The following is a 15,233-nucleotide window of genomic DNA, read 5'->3' on the forward strand; positions in this document are numbered from 1 at the left end:
CGACGCCCAGGCCCGCAAGCGCGCCGACCTGCGCGCGGTACAGCACCAGCTCGACCGCCTGCACCGCCGCTACCCCGCGCTGGCCGCGCCGCCGGAGACCCTGGCGGGCTGAAATCGCCTGCGTCCCAAGGCAGTACCCGGCCGGGCATCGTACGCGGGTGGTCATCGATAACCGGCGACCTCGGACTTCGCGGCCTCGGACTTCGCGCCCCGGCAGATGTCGGCCAGCGCGTGGAACGCGCGCTTCGGTGTCAGGGAGCCGTCGGGCAGTAGCGCGCAGACCCCGTAGGAGGCGAGGTCGAGGTCCTCGCGCGGATCGGACCGGTGCGGCAGCGTGTATCCGGCGAAGGTGAACCAGAACCCGGTGTCCACCGACTCCTGCTCGAACAGCTCGAACAGCTCGCGCATGTAGCGCACCGGCTCGTCCTCGTCGCGGAGGTAGTCGCCTTTGATGTGGGGCGGCTCCGACTCGTAATCGAGGATGTCCCAGCCGATTCCGCCGCGCGCGGCCGCGCCCCGATAGGTGCAGCAGCCGACCTCGGTCGCCGCGAGCGGCTTGCCCAGCCGCAGCAGTTCGCGCACCCCGGCCCGGTAGGCGGGGTCCGCGGGATCGCCGTACGCGTCGACGCCGATGATGTCGAACGGCGTCCAGTCGATCGACTCCCACACACCCGACGCGTAGGTGACCTTGCCGCCGAACCGTTCCCGCACGCGCCCCACGATCCGGGCCAGCAGCTCGTTCAGCGCCGCGGTGGCAGTCTCGAGTTCGGCCGTGGCGGTGGCGAAACCGGTACTGAGCGTGGCGATCCGGGCGAAGCTGTCCGCACCGGACAGGAAGCCGGGCCCGAAAAGGCTGAGTTCACAACCGGTGACGAAGACCTGCGCCCCGACCTCGGCGGCCCGATGCGCGCACTCGTCGAAGTAGGGGAGCAGTTCGTCCGGGGACAGTTCGCTGGGGAAGGGGGAGAACCACACCTCGAGCCCGGCGTCGACGGCGTGGCGGGCCGCGATGGTCAGGCGTTCGGGGTCGCCGCCGGTGATCCGGACGGCGTCGCAGTGCAGATCCTCGGCGATGATGCGTATTTCGCGTCGCACGGCCTCCGGATCGAAGTCGGGACGCGTGCTGCGCCCGCCCGGGGTGAATCCGGTGTCATAGACGATTCCTCTGGCTCGCATGGGCCCGACGTTAGGTTCACACTGATGGCCGGTCAACGGAATCACGGTCGGTAGCTACGGTATCCACGCTGTTCAGGGTGGGAAACGACGATTGCAATGACCTTGCCGGTCAATGCTCGTGAGAGGCGCTGCGTTGCATCGGGCTTCACCCCGTCCGCATACTGGCGCACAAGGACCATGCGGAGGGATCGATGCCGGGCAGCAGATTGAGCAGAGCCGATCGGGAGTCGATCGGCGCGGGGCTGGCGCGTGGACTCGACCATGCCGAGATCGCCCGGAGGCTGGGCCGTCCCACCTCGACGATCACCCGGGAGGTCGCCCGCAACGGCGGCCCGGGCCGCTATCGCGCGGACCTCGCCCAGTTGGCCACCGCGCACCGGGCGCGCCGCACACCCCGTCCACCCGGCACCCACGCGAACGAAACGCGCGAGAATCCCGGTGTTCCCACGGAATTCGTCGCCGAGCTCACGACCGTGCTCATCGACAACGGCATGCCCCGCACCGCCGCCGGCGTGCTCGCCTATCTGTTCACCGTCGAATCGGCCAGTGCCACCGCCCCGGAACTCGCGGCCCGCCTGCGCGTCAGTCCCGCCACCATCTCCCACGCCGTGCACGCGCTGATGCAGCAGGGTCTGGTGGTGCGCACCCGCGACGCCGGGTCGCGGCGTCACCGGTACGCCCTCGACGAGGAGGCCGGATATCGTTCGGCGCTCATCGGTTTCACCGCGAACCGGCGGCTGGCCGCGACCGTCCGCCGCGGGGCGACCCTGCTCGGCCCCGGCTCCGTCGCCGCCGAGCGCCTCGAGATGTCCGGCCGCTTCCTCGAGGCCCTGGGCGATGATGTGCTGCGCGCGGCGGAACACCACTGGCGCACGATAGTCCGCACCCCTGCCGGACCGGCTGGTCAGCCGTCTCACCGGACGGCCATGGACACACCCTGATCCGGGGAGGAGGCCACCGGCTGGCCCCCCGAAATCTCTCTTGGCTGTGCTGTATCTTGATTATCAAGACATGGGTAGTTCGGCGACCAAGAGGTTCGAATGGCGAGAGAAGATGTGGCCGAATTGCGGGCGCGCGTCGGCCGGGAGTCTCAGGGGCTACAAGCCGCGGTCGACGATGTGGACCAGGCCGCCGCGACCGTGCTCGGCGTCAACCGCACCGATCTGCGCTGCCTGGAAGTGCTGGCCGGTGGCGAGTCCACACCCGGTGCGCTCGCGGCCGAACTGGGTTTGACCAGCGGCAGCGTCACCACCATGCTCGACCGGCTGACCAAACTCGGCCACGTCACCCGCGCGCCGGAACCCGGCGACCGCCGCAAGGTGCTGGTCCGGATCACCCCCGCCGCCCTGACCAAGACGTGGGAGATCTACGGGCCGATCGCCGAGGAGGGCACCGCCGAGATGGCGGCGTACTCGGCGGCCGAACTGGCGACCATCACCGACTTCCTCGCCCGGAGCCGCGAACTCCAACTGCGCCACCGCGATCGAATCGCGGCGCTGCCCAAGTGGGTTCGCGACTCCGGCGCCTAGGAACGCCGGTGTGATTCTCACAGACCCGTTGTCTCCCAGATGAATCCGTCCGGGTCGGTGAAGGTGCCGACGGTGCCGCCGACGATCACGCGATGTGAGCCCGAGCCTTCGGGGGAGACACCGGCCTCCTTGGCGGCCGCCTTACGGGGGTACATGGCCAGGGTGATGGGGGAGCCGGGGGTGGCGAATTCGGCGTACTTGCCGCCGAAGCTCTTGGCCACGGTCAGCCCGCGCTCGACGTAGAACTGCTTGGCGGCCTTCACATCCGCTACCCCGAGCAGCAGCACCACGTCGTCGACGTCCCGGGTGAACGGACCGGTGTCCTTCTTCTGCGAGGTGCTGATCTTCCAGATCGTGCCCTCCGGGGCCTGGATGATGCCGCCGTAGCCCCACAGGGTCTTCTTGGCGGCCTTGAGAATCGTGAACCCGGCCTCGACCGCGGTGCCGATGAGACTGTCGACGGTGCTGGGCTGCGAAACCACCAGGGCGAGCAGGAAGCCGCGGAATCCGGTGCTCGGCTCCTGCCCGGCCCGGAAGCGCAGCCGGTCGCCCAATCCGAAGGCCGCGGCGTAGGTGGCCGCGGCCGCGTCCGGATCGGCGACCTCGAGGTGGACGGTGAGGGCGGTGGTGATGTCAGTGCTGATTTCCATGCCCATAACGCTAGATACGCTGCGGCGATCCAACATCCGTGCCGACCACGGATCCCACCACGGAGATCGCCCACGGACCGGAACATTGCCGCCACAGCCTGTTTCGGGCCCGGACCCACGGGTAGTGCCGGGATGTCCCTGCACATCGAATACGGGAGGTATATCCCATGTCCGAGCACGAGAAGAGTGGTCCCCGCGAAGGCGCCGAAGGTCTGGTCGAAGGCGTCAAGGGCAAGGCCAAGGAGGCCGCGGGCGCGATCCTCGGCAATGACAACCTGCGCGAGGAGGGCCGCGCCCAGCAGGACAAGGCCGAGGCGCAGCGGGATGCCGCGAAGAAGGAGGCGCAGGCCGCCAAGGACCGGGCCGTGGCCGAGGCCGAGCGGCAACGCCAGCGCGCTCAGCAGAATCGATGAGGGGCGTTTGCCGATGGATGCCCACACCGGCACCGATGTGATCGACCTGCTGCTCGCGCAGCACGGCCAGATCAAGAACGCGCTGGAGGCGGTGCGCACCGCCGACGGCTCCGGCAAACAACGCTGTTTCGAAGACCTGGTGCGACTGCTCGCCGTGCACGAGAGCGCGGAGGAGGAGGTCGTGCATCCGGCGGCACGCCACTTCGGCGTGGCGCCGGAGATCGTCGACGAGCGGCTGCGGGAGGAGAACGAGGCCAAGCACGTGCTGGCCCAGCTCGCCGAATTCGGCGTGCACCACGCCGAATTCGACACCACCTTCCGCGCCTTCGCCGAGCGGGTGGTCGAGCACGCGGAAATGGAGGAGAAGGAGGAATTCGGGCGGCTGCTCACGCACGCGTCCGCCCCGGAACGGATCCGCCTCGCCGGCGTGGTCCGCTTCGCCGAGGCCCTCGCCCCCCTTCGCCCGCATCCCGGTATCGGCGAATCCGCGACGGCCAACCTGCTGTCCGGTCCGCCGCTGGCGATCTTCGACCATATTCGGGACGCCGTTCGGGAGTGGCGTCGGCAAAGCGGTGACGCCTGATGAAGGAAACGGTCAGAGGTCGCGGCACCCACCGGCGTCACCGGCATCGACAGGTCGATGCCCGGGCGGCGGCGGTATGGCCGGAACCGAGTCCCCTGCGGGAATGGTGGGAGACCGTCATGTTCGGGCCGGGCGAGGTACCGGACTGGAAACCCGCGGAGCCGGATACATCCGCGGACGGTTGATTTCGTTCGCGGCGAACAACAGTCGACGAAGCGCCGGGCCGGGTGGACTTTCCACCCGGCCCGGCTTTCGGCCTCCGAACTCCCTTCCGGGACAACCGGATCAGTAATAGTGCGAACGGCCACCGATCGGGCGTCCGGCCGCGCCGAGCAGCCAGAGCACCGCCCCGACGATCAGCAGGATGACGCCGATGGTGGTCAGGATCGGAATGCCGAAGATGATCCCGCACAAGAGCAGGATCAGGCCCAGGATGATCATGAGAACTCCTCCGTGATGGGCGGTAGTGATATTGCGGCAGTTCCCGGCGGAGCCGTCCTGAAACAGGCGGGTGGGCCCGCGAGGGGTGGCCGTTGTCACCCGGCCGTGCCAGACTGGACAACAGGTTGAGAACGCAGCCGCCCTGAATTCGGGAGGTCAGTTGTGCCAACCATTTCCATTTCTCCCAGCCGTCTCGTCGATGAAGTCCCTGCCGTCGAAGTCCCCGCTGCCGCACCGGATCCGGTGCGAGACCTGAGCGCTACCCAAGACATCGGAACGCTGGATTGCGTGGTCGTGCGGGTGGCCGGCGAGCTGGACGTGACCGGGCTCGAAACCTTCCGCCGGGCACTGGCTTTCGCCTTCTCCGGCACGGTGCCGGCGGTGGTCGTCGATCTGCGCCGGACCCGGTTTCTGAGCCTGCGCAACGCGGTCGTGCTGGCGGAGGCGATCGATACGGCCACCGTCGAAGGGATCTCGACGCACGTGCTGACCCAGGATCGCCGAGTGGCCCGCACGCTGGAGGTCACCGGCGTGGACGCGGGCACCCGGCAGACCGTGGCGGCGCGCTGGTCGTGAGGCGTCCCAGCGGTGGATACTCTGTTCGTGACAACGGGTGCGGACGCCTTCTCCGACGACTCTCGGGCCTTCGAACAGGTGCTCGGTGCGGGAAATCCGATGCGGGTGGGCAGTTTTCGCTTCTGGTTCGCCGATCAGAGCTGGGAATGGTCGGACGAGGTGGCCCAGATGCATGGGCACCGCCCCGGCGCCGTGCGCCCCACCACCGAACTGCTGCTGGCGCACAAGCATCCCGACGATCGCGAACAGGTCGCCACCATCCTCGCGCGGTCGGTGCGGAACGGCGAACCGTTCTCGAGCCGGCACCGGATCGTGGACACCGCCGGCGCGATCCACGATGTCATCGTGGTCGGTGACACCATGCACGACGACGACCACCTGGTCATCGGGACCTCCGGCTACTACATCGACGTCACCAGCGCCCTGGAACAGCAGCGGCAGGAGGCCCTCGACGAGACGCTGCCCGAGCTGTACGCCGCGCGGGCGGCCATCGAACAGGCCAAGGGCGCGTTGATCGTCATCTACGGCATCGACGCCGAGCAGGCGTTCCGGCTGCTGACCTGGCGCTCACAGGAGACGAACACGAAGTTGCGGCTGCTGGCGGCGCAATTGGTGCAGGAGCTGCGCGGTCTCGCCGATGTCGCGGCGGCGGTGCGGCCGCGCTTCGACCACCTGCTGCTGACGGTCCACGAACGCGTGCAAGAGGATTGAGGCCGTAGGTTACTGCCGCATCCGGTGGGGTACGCGACCGATGGGACATGATCGCGGCTAAGGATTCGAACGGTGGTGTGGCCGATGACGAAACCGCCGAGGAGCAACCGACACAGCGGAAACGGGCGTCCTCGTGCCGGGGTGTTGCACGATAGAAGAGTGGGCGGGTACATCGACGGCTCCGATCCGGAGCCGCGGGCGCGGTCCGGGGAGCTCGAATTGCGCGTCCCGGCACGCCTGGAGCAGCTGTCGATGCTGCGCGCGCTGACCGAAACCATCATGCTGACCGCGGATTTCACCATCGACGCGGTGATCGACCTGCGGGTGGCCCTCGACGAGGTGCTCACCGCGGTATTCCTCGCGGCGGTGCCCGGCGCCGGCGTGATCTGCGTCTTCCACTACGACGAGCGCCGGATCGCGGTCCGGGTCGGGTCGGTGCTGGAGACCGACGGGGTATTGGAAGATAACAGTTTTGGCAGGGATTTCCTGGAGGCCTTGACAGATTCGTTCGAAATTGCCGCAGGGGCTTTCGATGCCGTCCCGGGTGGGTACCCGGTAGAGGTGCACCTGAGCCGACTACGGAGTGAGGACGATGACGGGTGACAGTTACGACGACATCGAGCCGTTGCTGAAAGAGCTTGCGACAGCGATAGAACGAGGCGACCCGAGGCGGGATGACCTGCGTGCCGAGGCAATCGACCGGTGTCTGCCCCTGGCCGAGCACATCGCACGCAAGTTCGCCGGACGCGGCGAACCCTACGAAGACCTCCTGCAGGTCGCCGGGCTCGGACTGGTCGTCGCGATCGACCGTTTCGACGTGAGCCGCGGGTCCCGATTCCTGTCCTTCGCGGTGCCCACCATCATGGGCGAGGTCCGGCGTTACTTCCGCGACAACACCTGGGCGGTGCGAGTTCCGCGCCGCATCAAGGAGATTCAGCTGCGGCTCGCGGCCACCATCGAGACGCTGGCGCAGCGGCTGGGCCGGATGCCGAACGCCGGCGAGATCGCCGCCGAGCTCGGCGTCGACCGTGCCGAGATCACCCAGGCCATGTTGGCCGCCAACGCCTACCAGAGCTCCTCGCTCGAGGCGTCGATGCCCGCCGGCGGCGAGAACGCCCCACTGCCGCTGATGGACGCACTCGGGGCGGAGGAACCCAACTACGAGCTCGTCGAGCAGTATCTGGCGGTGCGCCCGCACATCGAGAAACTGCCCGAGCGGGAGCGGCAGGTGCTGGTCCTGCGGTTCTTCGAGAACCGCACCCAGGCCCAGATCGCCGACCGGCTGGGCGTCTCGCAGATGCATGTCTCGCGGATTCTCAACCGGACCCTGACCGGGCTGCGCACGGCCGCGCTCCGGGACTGAACCCCGGAGTCACAGCTCACAGCTATTTCACAGTCGCCTCGCGGCATACAGGCAGCATCGGGCCGATCTATTGGATATGAGTCCGATACGAGAGCGTGCCGCGGGGGCCACGATGCTGCGTCGACTGCTGGTGGGAGTGGGTGCGGCCGTGGTCACCGGGGCGGCGGTGCTGGGCGCGCCGGCGGCCATCGCCCACGCGCACAGGCCCGAGGCCGCGCCCGTCACGGCCCCCGCGCCCGCGGTGACCACGAAACCGGCGAATGCGCAGCCGTCCACGGGCCTGAGCGCGGCCGCGGCGGCCCAGCTGGCGCAGACCATGCAGGCGGCCGTCCAATCCGTGTCGCCGGGCAGCCAGGTCGGCATCGACGTCACCGACACCGCCACCGGCGCGACCCTGGTCGGGCTCAACACCGGGCAGCAGTTCTACACGGCGTCGGTGGTGAAACTGCTGATCGCCCTCGACGAGTTCAACGGCCAAGGCTGGCAACCGGATCCGGAGGTCGCCGACCAGATCTCGCAGATGCTCTCGGCCAGCGACGACGACATCGCGGACGCCTTCTGGGATGCCAACGGCGGCAACGACATCGTGACCCGCATGGTCGACCTGATCGGGCTGAAGAACACCGAGCCGCCCGCCGATCCCGATCAATGGGGCGAAACCCTCACCACCCCACAGGATGTCGTGGCCGTCTACCACTACATCACCACCGTCGTCCCGCAGCCCGCGCGCGGCCTCCTGATGACCGCCCTCGGCGCCGCCGACCGGACCGCCGCCGACGGCACCGACCAGTTCTTCGGCATCCCCGACGCGCTCACCGGCGACACCTGGGCGATCAAGCAGGGCTGGATGACCCTGGACTCCTCCACCACCCTCGACACCACCGGCCTGGTCGGGATCGGCTCGGGTCAGCCGCTGCGCTATGCCGTCGTCGTCCTCACCACCCAGCCCGCCGACACCTCCTGGAGCACCGGCGGGACCGCCCTCACCGACGCCGTCGACCCGCTGCGCCCGGTGCTCGATCCGAAAGCGTCGTAAACCGTGCTGTCGTCCTGTTTATGAGCGCGGGTCCCGGGTATCGCGACCAATGGGCCGGATATGCGGACCTCGCAATGACTTCCGATCCTTTGGAGGCAGGACAATGGGCATCTACGACGACCGGCGGGTATATCGCGGCAGTACCGTGCAATACGGCGGCGGATTCATGCTTCTCGTGATCATCTGGCTGATCATCGGTGCCGTCGCCGCCGGGCAGCGGCATTACTTCGACAACCAGCCGAACAATTGCGCGAGCACCGGAACCATCGCGGTCACCATTCTGACGGGACCCCTCAACTACGCCGGAGTGAATCCGAAAATCCACAACTGCGACGTGAAAATCCCGCAGCCCAGCCAATAATCGGCTCAGCGGTATCGGACCTGCTGTGGCAGTTCGGTATTCGCCCACAGCTCGTCGAGGGTCGCGAAGAAGGCGTCCTCACTGCGCGACAGGGACAGGAAGCGATTCCACGAGGTTTCGGCGAGCGGATCGCTGAACCAGAATCCCCGTTGCCGCGGCGCGGGCCAGCCGCTGTAGTGGCGGCAGTCCGGGCACCAGAAATGAGTGAGGGTCATCGGGGTATCGCCGCGGTCGGCACCGTGGAGGTAGGTGCGGAGGCTGGCCTGCCCGCAATGCGGGCACGCCACCTCCTCGATCACCTCGAACGGTTGATTGCGGTGCAGAATCTCGTCGAGTTCTGCCAGCGAGAACCCGCGCCAGCGAGTCGCGTCCATGTCCCCAGGCTATCGACGCCGCCGCCCCCTGTAACGATGTCGGTAATTACGTGCCCGGCCGCGTGATCTGCGCTACCAGGCCACCGGCAGAGCCCTCGGGCCGCGCAACAGCATGCCGGTCTTCCACTCGACATCCTCGGCGGGGACGGCCAGGCGCAGGTCCGGGAATCGCCGCAGCAGGGCGGTGAGCGTGACCTGCAGTTCCAGCCGGGCCAGTTGCGCACCCACGCAGTGATGGAAGCCGTGGCCGAAGGTCAAGTGCGAGTTGTGGTGTCGCGCCAGGTCGAGGGTCTCCGGGTCCGGGAAGACGGACTCGTCCCGATTGGCCGTCTGCAAGTCGACGAAGACCGTCTCACCGGCGCGGATGCGGACGCCGGAGAGTTCGACGTCCTCGGTGGCGATGCGGGCGAACGCGCCGCCGTTGCTGAGCTGGGTGTGGCGCAGCAGTTCCTCGATGGCGTCCGGGACGAGGTCCGGATCGTCGTGCAGCCGGGTCCACGCACCGTCGGTGGTGAGCAGCACATACACGAAGTTGGCGATCTGATTGGCCGTGGTCTCGTGCCCGGCGACCAGCAGCGTGATGCCGAGGGTGATCAGCTCGTCCTCGCTGAGCCGATCCTTGTTGTCCCGCGCCGCCACCAGCGCGCCCAGCAGATCGTCGCTCGGGTGGGCGCGGCGCTCGGCGATCTGCTCGGTCAGATACTCCGCGACCGCGAGGTAGGCGGCCACCCGTTCCTCGTCGCTGACGGCCGTGGTGGACATGATCGCGTCGGAGAAGTCTCGGAACCGGTGCTGGTGTTCGGCTGGGACGCCCAGCATTTCGCAGATGATGGTGACCGGCACGGGCAGCGCGAGCGCCTCGACCAGGTCGGCGGGGGAGCCCGCCGCCGTCATCGCGGTGAGCATGTCCTCGACGATCCGCTCGGCGCGCGGCCGCAGCTCCTGCACCCGCCGCGCGGTGAAGGCGGTCATGGTGAGCTTGCGCAGCCGGGTCAGTTCCGGCGGGTCCATGCTGGTCGGAATGTTGGGCAGGGCCGGGGTTTCGCGCACCCGCGGCACATCCGTGCGGCCGACGGTGGCGGCGCGGCTGAAACGCGCGTCACTGAGCACCGAGCGCACATCGGCGTAGCGGGTTACCAGCCACGCCTCGCCGCCGAAGGGCAGCAGGATACGGGAGATCGGTTCCTCGCGTAGCAATTTCGCGGCCATCGGATGCGGGTCCAATCGGACCGGTTCGCCGAACGGATACTGGCGGACTTCGGTGTGCGTGGTCACGCGGATCTTCCTCCTCCGAGACTGCCCTGATCCCGAGGGGTGCAGCCTGATTTCTGGAACACGTTACCGCGCAATGGGATTTGCGTCTCTGCGTCGTATCGCCGCGGAACCCGCTCTGCGCGCGCTAATCTCGATGAGATGGGACATCGTGCACTGTTCGCGCTTGCATGCATCGTTCTGGCGGCCTGGGGTGTGGTCGCCACTCCCGGCAGCGCCACAGCTGATGCCGGGCTACCCTCGGTGGGCGGCAATTTCCTCTGGGGCGTGTCCAGTTCCGGCTTCCAGAGCGAAGGCTTTGCGCCGGACAGCAATTGGAGCCGCTACGCCGGATCCGGCCGCGCCGAGGACTACCGCAACTCGGTCGATTTCCTGCATCGCTACGACGAGGACATCCGCAATGCCGCCGATCTCGGCGTCGGTGTCTACCGGGTGAGTGTGGAATGGGCACGGGTACAACCGAATCCGGGCGAATGGGACTTCTCCTTCTATGACGGGATGCTCGCGCGGATCCGCGCCGCCGGCATCCAGCCGATGATCACCCTGGACCACTGGGTCTTTCCCGGCTGGGAGGTCGACCGCGGCGGCTGGCGCAATCCCGGCATGGTCGACGACTGGCTGACCAACGCCCGCGCGGTGGTGGACCGCTACGCGCACCTCGACCCGCTGTGGGTCACCTTCAACGAGCCGCTCAACTATTCGAGCAAAGAGCAGACGATCGGTGACCTCGGCGCGCTGGATGTCGCACCCATGATCGATCGTATGGTCGCGGCGCACCGCGCGATCTACGACCACATCCACGCTGTCCAGCCCGGCGCGATGGTCACCAGCAATGTCGCCTACGCGGCCATGGGTGAAGCGCAGGCCGACGCGTCCTTCATCGACCGCATCGCCGACAAGCTCGACTACGTCGGCATCGACTATTACTACGGCGGATCACTGAGCAATCCCCCGAATGTGGTCGCGCAGCTGACCAACCAGCCCTCCAGCCTCATCCTGGAACCCGACGGCATCTACTACGCCCTGCGCCGATACGCGCAGAAGTTCCCCGGCCGCCCCCTCTACGTGGTCGAGAACGGCATGCCCTCCGACAACGGCTCGGCCACCACCGACGGTATGACCCGGGAAGACAATCTCCGTGACACCGTCTACTGGGTCCAGCGTGCCAAAGCCGACGGTATGAACGTGATCGGCTTCAACTACTGGAGCATCACCGACAACTACGAATGGGGCAGTTACTCACCGCGTTTCGGCCTCTACACCGTCAACGTGACCTCCGACCCGTCCCTGTCCCGTCGCCCCACCGCCGCCGTTCCCGCCTACCACGACATCATCGCCACCGGCGGCGTGCCCGGCGGCTACCTCCCCACCCGGGCCCCGGCGCTCTGCTCGATCCAGGATCTCCCTTCCAGCTGCCTGAATCCGGTTGCGGTGCCCGGGCGTTGAGGTCCGAATAACGCGGCCAGGAGGAGGAGTCGGCAGGAGTGTTGTTCCCATGGAATCCGAATTATCCGAATACATAGCCTCATTGCCCCGCAAGCGCATGGGCGCGGGCGCGTTGTTCCTCGACGACCGGTCCCGGGTACTGCTGGTCGAGCCGACCTACAAGGATTACTGGGAGGTCCCCGGCGGCGTCGTGGAGGCGGGTGAGTCGCCCGGCGCGGCGGTACTGCGGGAAGTCGGCGAGGAGCTGGGCCTCACCATCCCGCTCGGTCGCCTGCTGGTGGTCGACTGGGTCGCGCCCGGGCTCTATCCCGACGACGGTCTGATGCTGATCTTCGACGGCGGCGTCCTCGATTCCGGCCGGACCGAGGCGATCGTCCTGCCGCGCGAGGAACTTCGAAGCTGGGCCTGGTGCGACGAGTCGCAGATAGCGCAACGGCTTCCGGAGGTGATGGCCCGCCGGGTGACCGCGGCGGTGCGCGCCCGATTCGACGGCGCTCCGGCCTATCTGGAGAACGGCCTGCCTATGGCGTGACCGAAGATGTCGCGCGGACCTCGCCGCTCGGGGTGTTGGCCGCGGCGATGTAGTCGATGGCGTGATGGAGGCTCGGGTAGACGCGATGGGCGAGACCGGTGGTCTCGGGGGTGGGTGCGATGAGGTCGGGGATCAGCAGGCAGCGCAGCCCGGCAGCGTGGGCGGCGCGCAGGCCGTTGGGGGAATCCTCACAGGCGAGGGTGAATTCGGGATCGGCGCGGAGGGCGGCGGTCGCCGTCAGGTAGGGCTCGGGGTGCGGTTTGCCGTGGTGGACGTCCTGACGGGTGACGATCGCGTCGAAGCGGTCGGCCAGTGCGACGGCACGCAGGTGGTGGCGGGTGCGGTCGCGGCCCGAGGAGGTGGCTATCGCGCGCGGGATGCCCCGGCGATCCAGTTCGTCCAGGAGGTCGGCGACGCCGGGTTTGACGGTGAGTCGACCGGCGTCGACCAGGTCGGCGATGACGGTCTCGTGCCTGCGGAAGAACGTGTCGAGCGGGAAGTCCGGCCCGAACGCGGCCACCGCCAGGGCACGGCAGGTGTCGGCGGGCATGCCGATGAGGCTGTGACAGAACCGCTCCGGCAACTCGTAGCCGAGTGCGCGCCCGGACAAGGTCAGGGATTCCACCGCCAGCCGCTCGGAATCGAGCAGCAAGCCGTCCATGTCGAAAACGACGGCCCGAACCGGCTTTTCGCGCTCCTCGAGACTCATGCCACCCGCCCAATCGATTCGGGCCGCAGCCGGCGGCCGATGACTTCGACGACATTGTCCTCGATCAGCTCGCTCAGGGCGTCGCCGACCTCCTGCTGAATGCGGCCCAGATGCGGCAGCGGACCGAATATGTCGGTGCGCGCGAGAAAAGCCCGGGCCCGCCGGTGCGGATCGGGAATGGCCGCCAACCGCGCCAATTCCGGAGCCCGGGCGTCGATGACTTCCATGGTGGCATCGGGTGTTCCGCACAGGTCGAACCATCGGATCCAGGCCGCGATGAGCAGCGCCGCGCCGGGGGTGGGACGACCGGTGGCGAGATTCTCGCGCATCGCGGCGGCGACCCTCGGCAACATCTTGTCCGAGCCGTTGCGCCCCACCCGGGTCATCTCGTGCCGGATCGCGGGATTGCGGAATCGGCGCAGTAGATCGTCGACGGTGCGGCGCAATTCGGCGTCGGACAGTCGCACGGTCGGACCCTGCTCGCGGAGCATGAACTGCCGGGCCAGCGCACGCAATACCGGATCCGCCCCGGCCTCGGCGATGGTCCGGTGCCCGGCGAGCGCGCCCAGATAGGCGAGCAGCATGTGGGTTCCGTTGAGCAGCCGCAGTTTTGCCAGCTCATGATCGGACACGTCGGCGACGTAGTTGGCGCCGGCCAGATCCCAGCGCGGGCGCTCGCCGTCGAAGTCCTCGATGGTCCAGGTCATGAACGGTTCGGCGGAGACCGGGGCGCGGTCGTCGACGCCGCCGAGCCGGGTGCGGGCCGCGGCGTCGTCCTCGCCCTCGTCGGAGGCCACGATGCGGTCGACGACGCTGGAGGGGAACTGCACGTGCCGCGCGATCCACGTCGCCAGCCGGTCGTCCCGCAGCGCCGCGAAATCGAGGACGGCGCTGCGCAATTGGCGTCCATTGGCCGCCAGGTTGTCGCAGCTGAGCACCACCGGCGGCGTCCCGCCCCGGCGTCGCACCGCGGCCAGGCCGCCCACCAGCATGCCGATGGCCGTGCACGGTTTCGCGGTGCAGCGCAGGTCATGTCGCACCGGATCGCTGCCCGAGTCGAGCCGACCGGTGGTGGGGGACAGGCAGTACCCGCCGGTGGTGACGGTGAGCGTGACGACGCGCACCCGGGGATCGGCGACCCGGCGCACCACGCCGATCCGGTCGGACGGCGCGTGCACCGCCGCCGTGATCGCACCGACGACCTCCGCCCGCACTGCGCTCTCATCTCGCAGCAGGGTGGTGTACAGGTTGTCCTGTGCTCGTAGCGTGCCGACCACGTCGGGGCTGGACATGGCGACCGCGGCGATACCCCACTGCCGGTCGCCGGTGGCGGTCATCGCGTGCTGGGTGATCAGGGCCTGGTGCGCGCGATGAAAGGCTCCGCATCCCAGATGGACGATGCCGGTGCCCAGCAGACCGGGTGTGAAAGGCGGCCTGGTTACCTCGCGCGGTAACCCGCTCAAGGCCCGGACGCCTAATCGTGGTGAATTCGATGGAGCCGTCAATGAATTCGGATTGCTGCACATGCCGAGACCCTCGCAAGCATTCGGAATGGTTGGCGTGAAAGCGACCGATCGACGCTGAAACCGTCGCAGAACCCGAATCTAGATCACGTTCTCTGAAAGGGCGACCGCTGATTACGCCTTTCCGCTGTTTGCTCGATCACATGATTATTGGCCTGGGGCCGTAGGGATTTCGTAAAGGACCAGCTGAATTCCATTTTTCCCGGAGAATTCATTCCATCGAATTCGACTGGGGTCCGCGAATCGAATGCGAGGTGCGTCAGGCCGACCCGCCGCCCGGCATTCCGGTGCCGGGGGCCGCGCCGGTCAGGGTCCATCCGGTCATGGTGTCGCCGCCGCGGCACATCGGTGTCAGCGCGACCGAACCGTGTGGCGGGGCGACGCCGCTGATCGGGTTCTGATACGGCGTCGGCGAGGCCGGGAACTGGCCCGGGGTCTGCGGGGCGCAGCGAATCGAGTTCACCCGCCTCGGCGTGCGCGGCGAACACCGCGAGCATGGACGGCACGAAGTCGGTGAGCGTGACCCGGTGCCGGGCGA

At 68.0% G+C, this 15,233-nt stretch carries 20 protein-coding genes; 12 read left to right on the forward strand and 8 right to left on the reverse strand.

What is annotated here, in order from left to right; genetic code table 11:
• Window positions 1–162 precede the first annotated feature (162 nt).
• Window positions 163–1,176 carry a hypothetical protein gene (locus tag ACWELQ_RS16715; RefSeq protein ID WP_452397937.1) on the reverse strand — a complete coding sequence of 338 codons (1,014 nt, stop codon included), beginning with the start codon at window positions 1,174–1,176 and terminating at the stop codon, window positions 163–165.
• Window positions 1,177–1,367: 191 nt separating this feature from the next.
• Between ACWELQ_RS16715 and ACWELQ_RS16720 the strand changes: the two genes are divergently transcribed.
• Both ACWELQ_RS16720 and ACWELQ_RS16725 read left to right on the forward strand, forming a co-directional pair.
• Window positions 1,368–2,117 (forward strand): helix-turn-helix domain-containing protein, encoded by a 750-nt coding sequence (locus tag ACWELQ_RS16720; protein WP_452397938.1) that lies wholly within the window; start codon window positions 1,368–1,370, stop codon window positions 2,115–2,117.
• A 99-nt stretch (window positions 2,118–2,216) separates the two neighbouring features.
• Window positions 2,217–2,705, forward strand: coding sequence for a MarR family winged helix-turn-helix transcriptional regulator (locus ACWELQ_RS16725; protein ID WP_452397939.1), 489 nt, complete (start codon window positions 2,217–2,219; stop codon window positions 2,703–2,705).
• Window positions 2,706–2,722: 17 nt separating this feature from the next.
• Here ACWELQ_RS16725 and ACWELQ_RS16730 read toward each other — a convergent pair whose 3' ends face one another.
• Window positions 2,723–3,355, reverse strand: a complete 633-nt coding sequence (locus ACWELQ_RS16730) for a glyoxalase (RefSeq protein WP_452397940.1) — start codon at window positions 3,353–3,355, stop codon at window positions 2,723–2,725.
• A 167-nt stretch (window positions 3,356–3,522) separates the two neighbouring features.
• Here ACWELQ_RS16730 and mbp1 point away from each other — a divergent pair, with 167 nt between their 5' ends.
• A complete protein-coding gene (mbp1, locus tag ACWELQ_RS16735; protein ID WP_452397941.1) occupies window positions 3,523–3,768 on the forward strand; it encodes a microaggregate-binding protein 1 in 246 nt (81 codons plus the stop codon).
• Between the two features lie 13 nt (window positions 3,769–3,781).
• Entirely contained in the window at window positions 3,782–4,351 is a 570-nt protein-coding gene (locus ACWELQ_RS16740) for a hemerythrin domain-containing protein (RefSeq protein WP_452397942.1), read from the forward strand.
• Between the two features lie 285 nt (window positions 4,352–4,636).
• Here ACWELQ_RS16740 and ACWELQ_RS16745 read toward each other — a convergent pair whose 3' ends face one another.
• Window positions 4,637–4,792, reverse strand: a complete 156-nt coding sequence (locus ACWELQ_RS16745) for a DUF6131 family protein (RefSeq protein ID WP_452397943.1) — start codon at window positions 4,790–4,792, stop codon at window positions 4,637–4,639.
• Window positions 4,793–4,954: 162 nt separating this feature from the next.
• Between ACWELQ_RS16745 and ACWELQ_RS16750 the strand changes: the two genes are divergently transcribed.
• The 6 genes from ACWELQ_RS16750 to ACWELQ_RS16775 all read left to right on the forward strand — a co-directional run bounded on the left by ACWELQ_RS16750 (window position 4,955) and on the right by ACWELQ_RS16775 (window position 8,839).
• Window positions 4,955–5,368, forward strand: coding sequence for an STAS domain-containing protein (locus ACWELQ_RS16750; protein WP_452397944.1), 414 nt, complete (start codon window positions 4,955–4,957; stop codon window positions 5,366–5,368).
• Window positions 5,369–5,467: 99 nt separating this feature from the next.
• Window positions 5,468–6,079: a PAS and ANTAR domain-containing protein gene (locus ACWELQ_RS16755; RefSeq protein ID WP_452397955.1), complete on the forward strand. Its 612-nt coding sequence runs from the start codon at window positions 5,468–5,470 to the stop codon at window positions 6,077–6,079.
• Between the two features lie 252 nt (window positions 6,080–6,331).
• A complete protein-coding gene (locus ACWELQ_RS16760; RefSeq protein WP_452397945.1) occupies window positions 6,332–6,682 on the forward strand; it encodes an anti-sigma factor in 351 nt (116 codons plus the stop codon).
• Entirely contained in the window at window positions 6,672–7,442 is a 771-nt protein-coding gene (locus tag ACWELQ_RS16765) for an RNA polymerase sigma factor SigF (RefSeq protein WP_452397946.1), read from the forward strand. Before ACWELQ_RS16760 ends, ACWELQ_RS16765 begins: the two co-directional genes overlap by 11 nt.
• Window positions 7,443–7,518: 76 nt before the next feature.
• Window positions 7,519–8,478, forward strand: a complete 960-nt coding sequence (locus ACWELQ_RS16770) for a hypothetical protein (RefSeq protein WP_452397947.1) — start codon at window positions 7,519–7,521, stop codon at window positions 8,476–8,478.
• Window positions 8,479–8,644: 166 nt separating this feature from the next.
• Window positions 8,645–8,839: a hypothetical protein gene (locus ACWELQ_RS16775; protein ID WP_452397956.1), complete on the forward strand. Its 195-nt coding sequence runs from the start codon at window positions 8,645–8,647 to the stop codon at window positions 8,837–8,839.
• A 5-nt stretch (window positions 8,840–8,844) separates the two neighbouring features.
• Here ACWELQ_RS16775 and ACWELQ_RS16780 read toward each other — a convergent pair whose 3' ends face one another.
• Window positions 8,845–9,213: a hypothetical protein gene (locus tag ACWELQ_RS16780; protein WP_452397948.1), complete on the reverse strand. Its 369-nt coding sequence runs from the start codon at window positions 9,211–9,213 to the stop codon at window positions 8,845–8,847.
• Window positions 9,214–9,285: 72 nt separating this feature from the next.
• Window positions 9,286–10,488, reverse strand: coding sequence for a cytochrome P450 (locus ACWELQ_RS16785; protein ID WP_452397949.1), 1,203 nt, complete (start codon window positions 10,486–10,488; stop codon window positions 9,286–9,288).
• 138 nt (window positions 10,489–10,626) lie between these two features.
• Between ACWELQ_RS16785 and ACWELQ_RS16790 the strand changes: the two genes are divergently transcribed.
• Both ACWELQ_RS16790 and ACWELQ_RS16795 read left to right on the forward strand, forming a co-directional pair.
• A complete protein-coding gene (locus ACWELQ_RS16790) occupies window positions 10,627–11,931 on the forward strand; it encodes a family 1 glycosylhydrolase (protein ID WP_452397950.1) in 1,305 nt (434 codons plus the stop codon).
• A 49-nt stretch (window positions 11,932–11,980) separates the two neighbouring features.
• A complete protein-coding gene (locus ACWELQ_RS16795; protein WP_452397951.1) occupies window positions 11,981–12,463 on the forward strand; it encodes an NUDIX domain-containing protein in 483 nt (160 codons plus the stop codon).
• Here ACWELQ_RS16795 and ACWELQ_RS16800 read toward each other — a convergent pair.
• From ACWELQ_RS16800 to ACWELQ_RS16810, 3 genes are all read right to left on the reverse strand, one after another.
• Window positions 12,453–13,172: an HAD family hydrolase gene (locus ACWELQ_RS16800; protein ID WP_452397952.1), complete on the reverse strand. Its 720-nt coding sequence runs from the start codon at window positions 13,170–13,172 to the stop codon at window positions 12,453–12,455. The two genes, ACWELQ_RS16795 and ACWELQ_RS16800, sit on opposite strands and share 11 nt — an antisense overlap.
• Entirely contained in the window at window positions 13,169–14,635 is a 1,467-nt protein-coding gene (locus tag ACWELQ_RS16805) for a mannitol dehydrogenase family protein (RefSeq protein ID WP_452397953.1), read from the reverse strand. Before ACWELQ_RS16805 ends, ACWELQ_RS16800 begins: the two co-directional genes overlap by 4 nt.
• Before the next feature lie 319 nt (window positions 14,636–14,954).
• Window positions 14,955–15,158, reverse strand: a complete 204-nt coding sequence (locus tag ACWELQ_RS16810; RefSeq protein WP_452397954.1) for a hypothetical protein — start codon at window positions 15,156–15,158, stop codon at window positions 14,955–14,957.
• Window positions 15,159–15,233 lie beyond the last annotated feature (75 nt).

The organism is Nocardia sp. NPDC004722 (genome assembly GCF_053601505.1).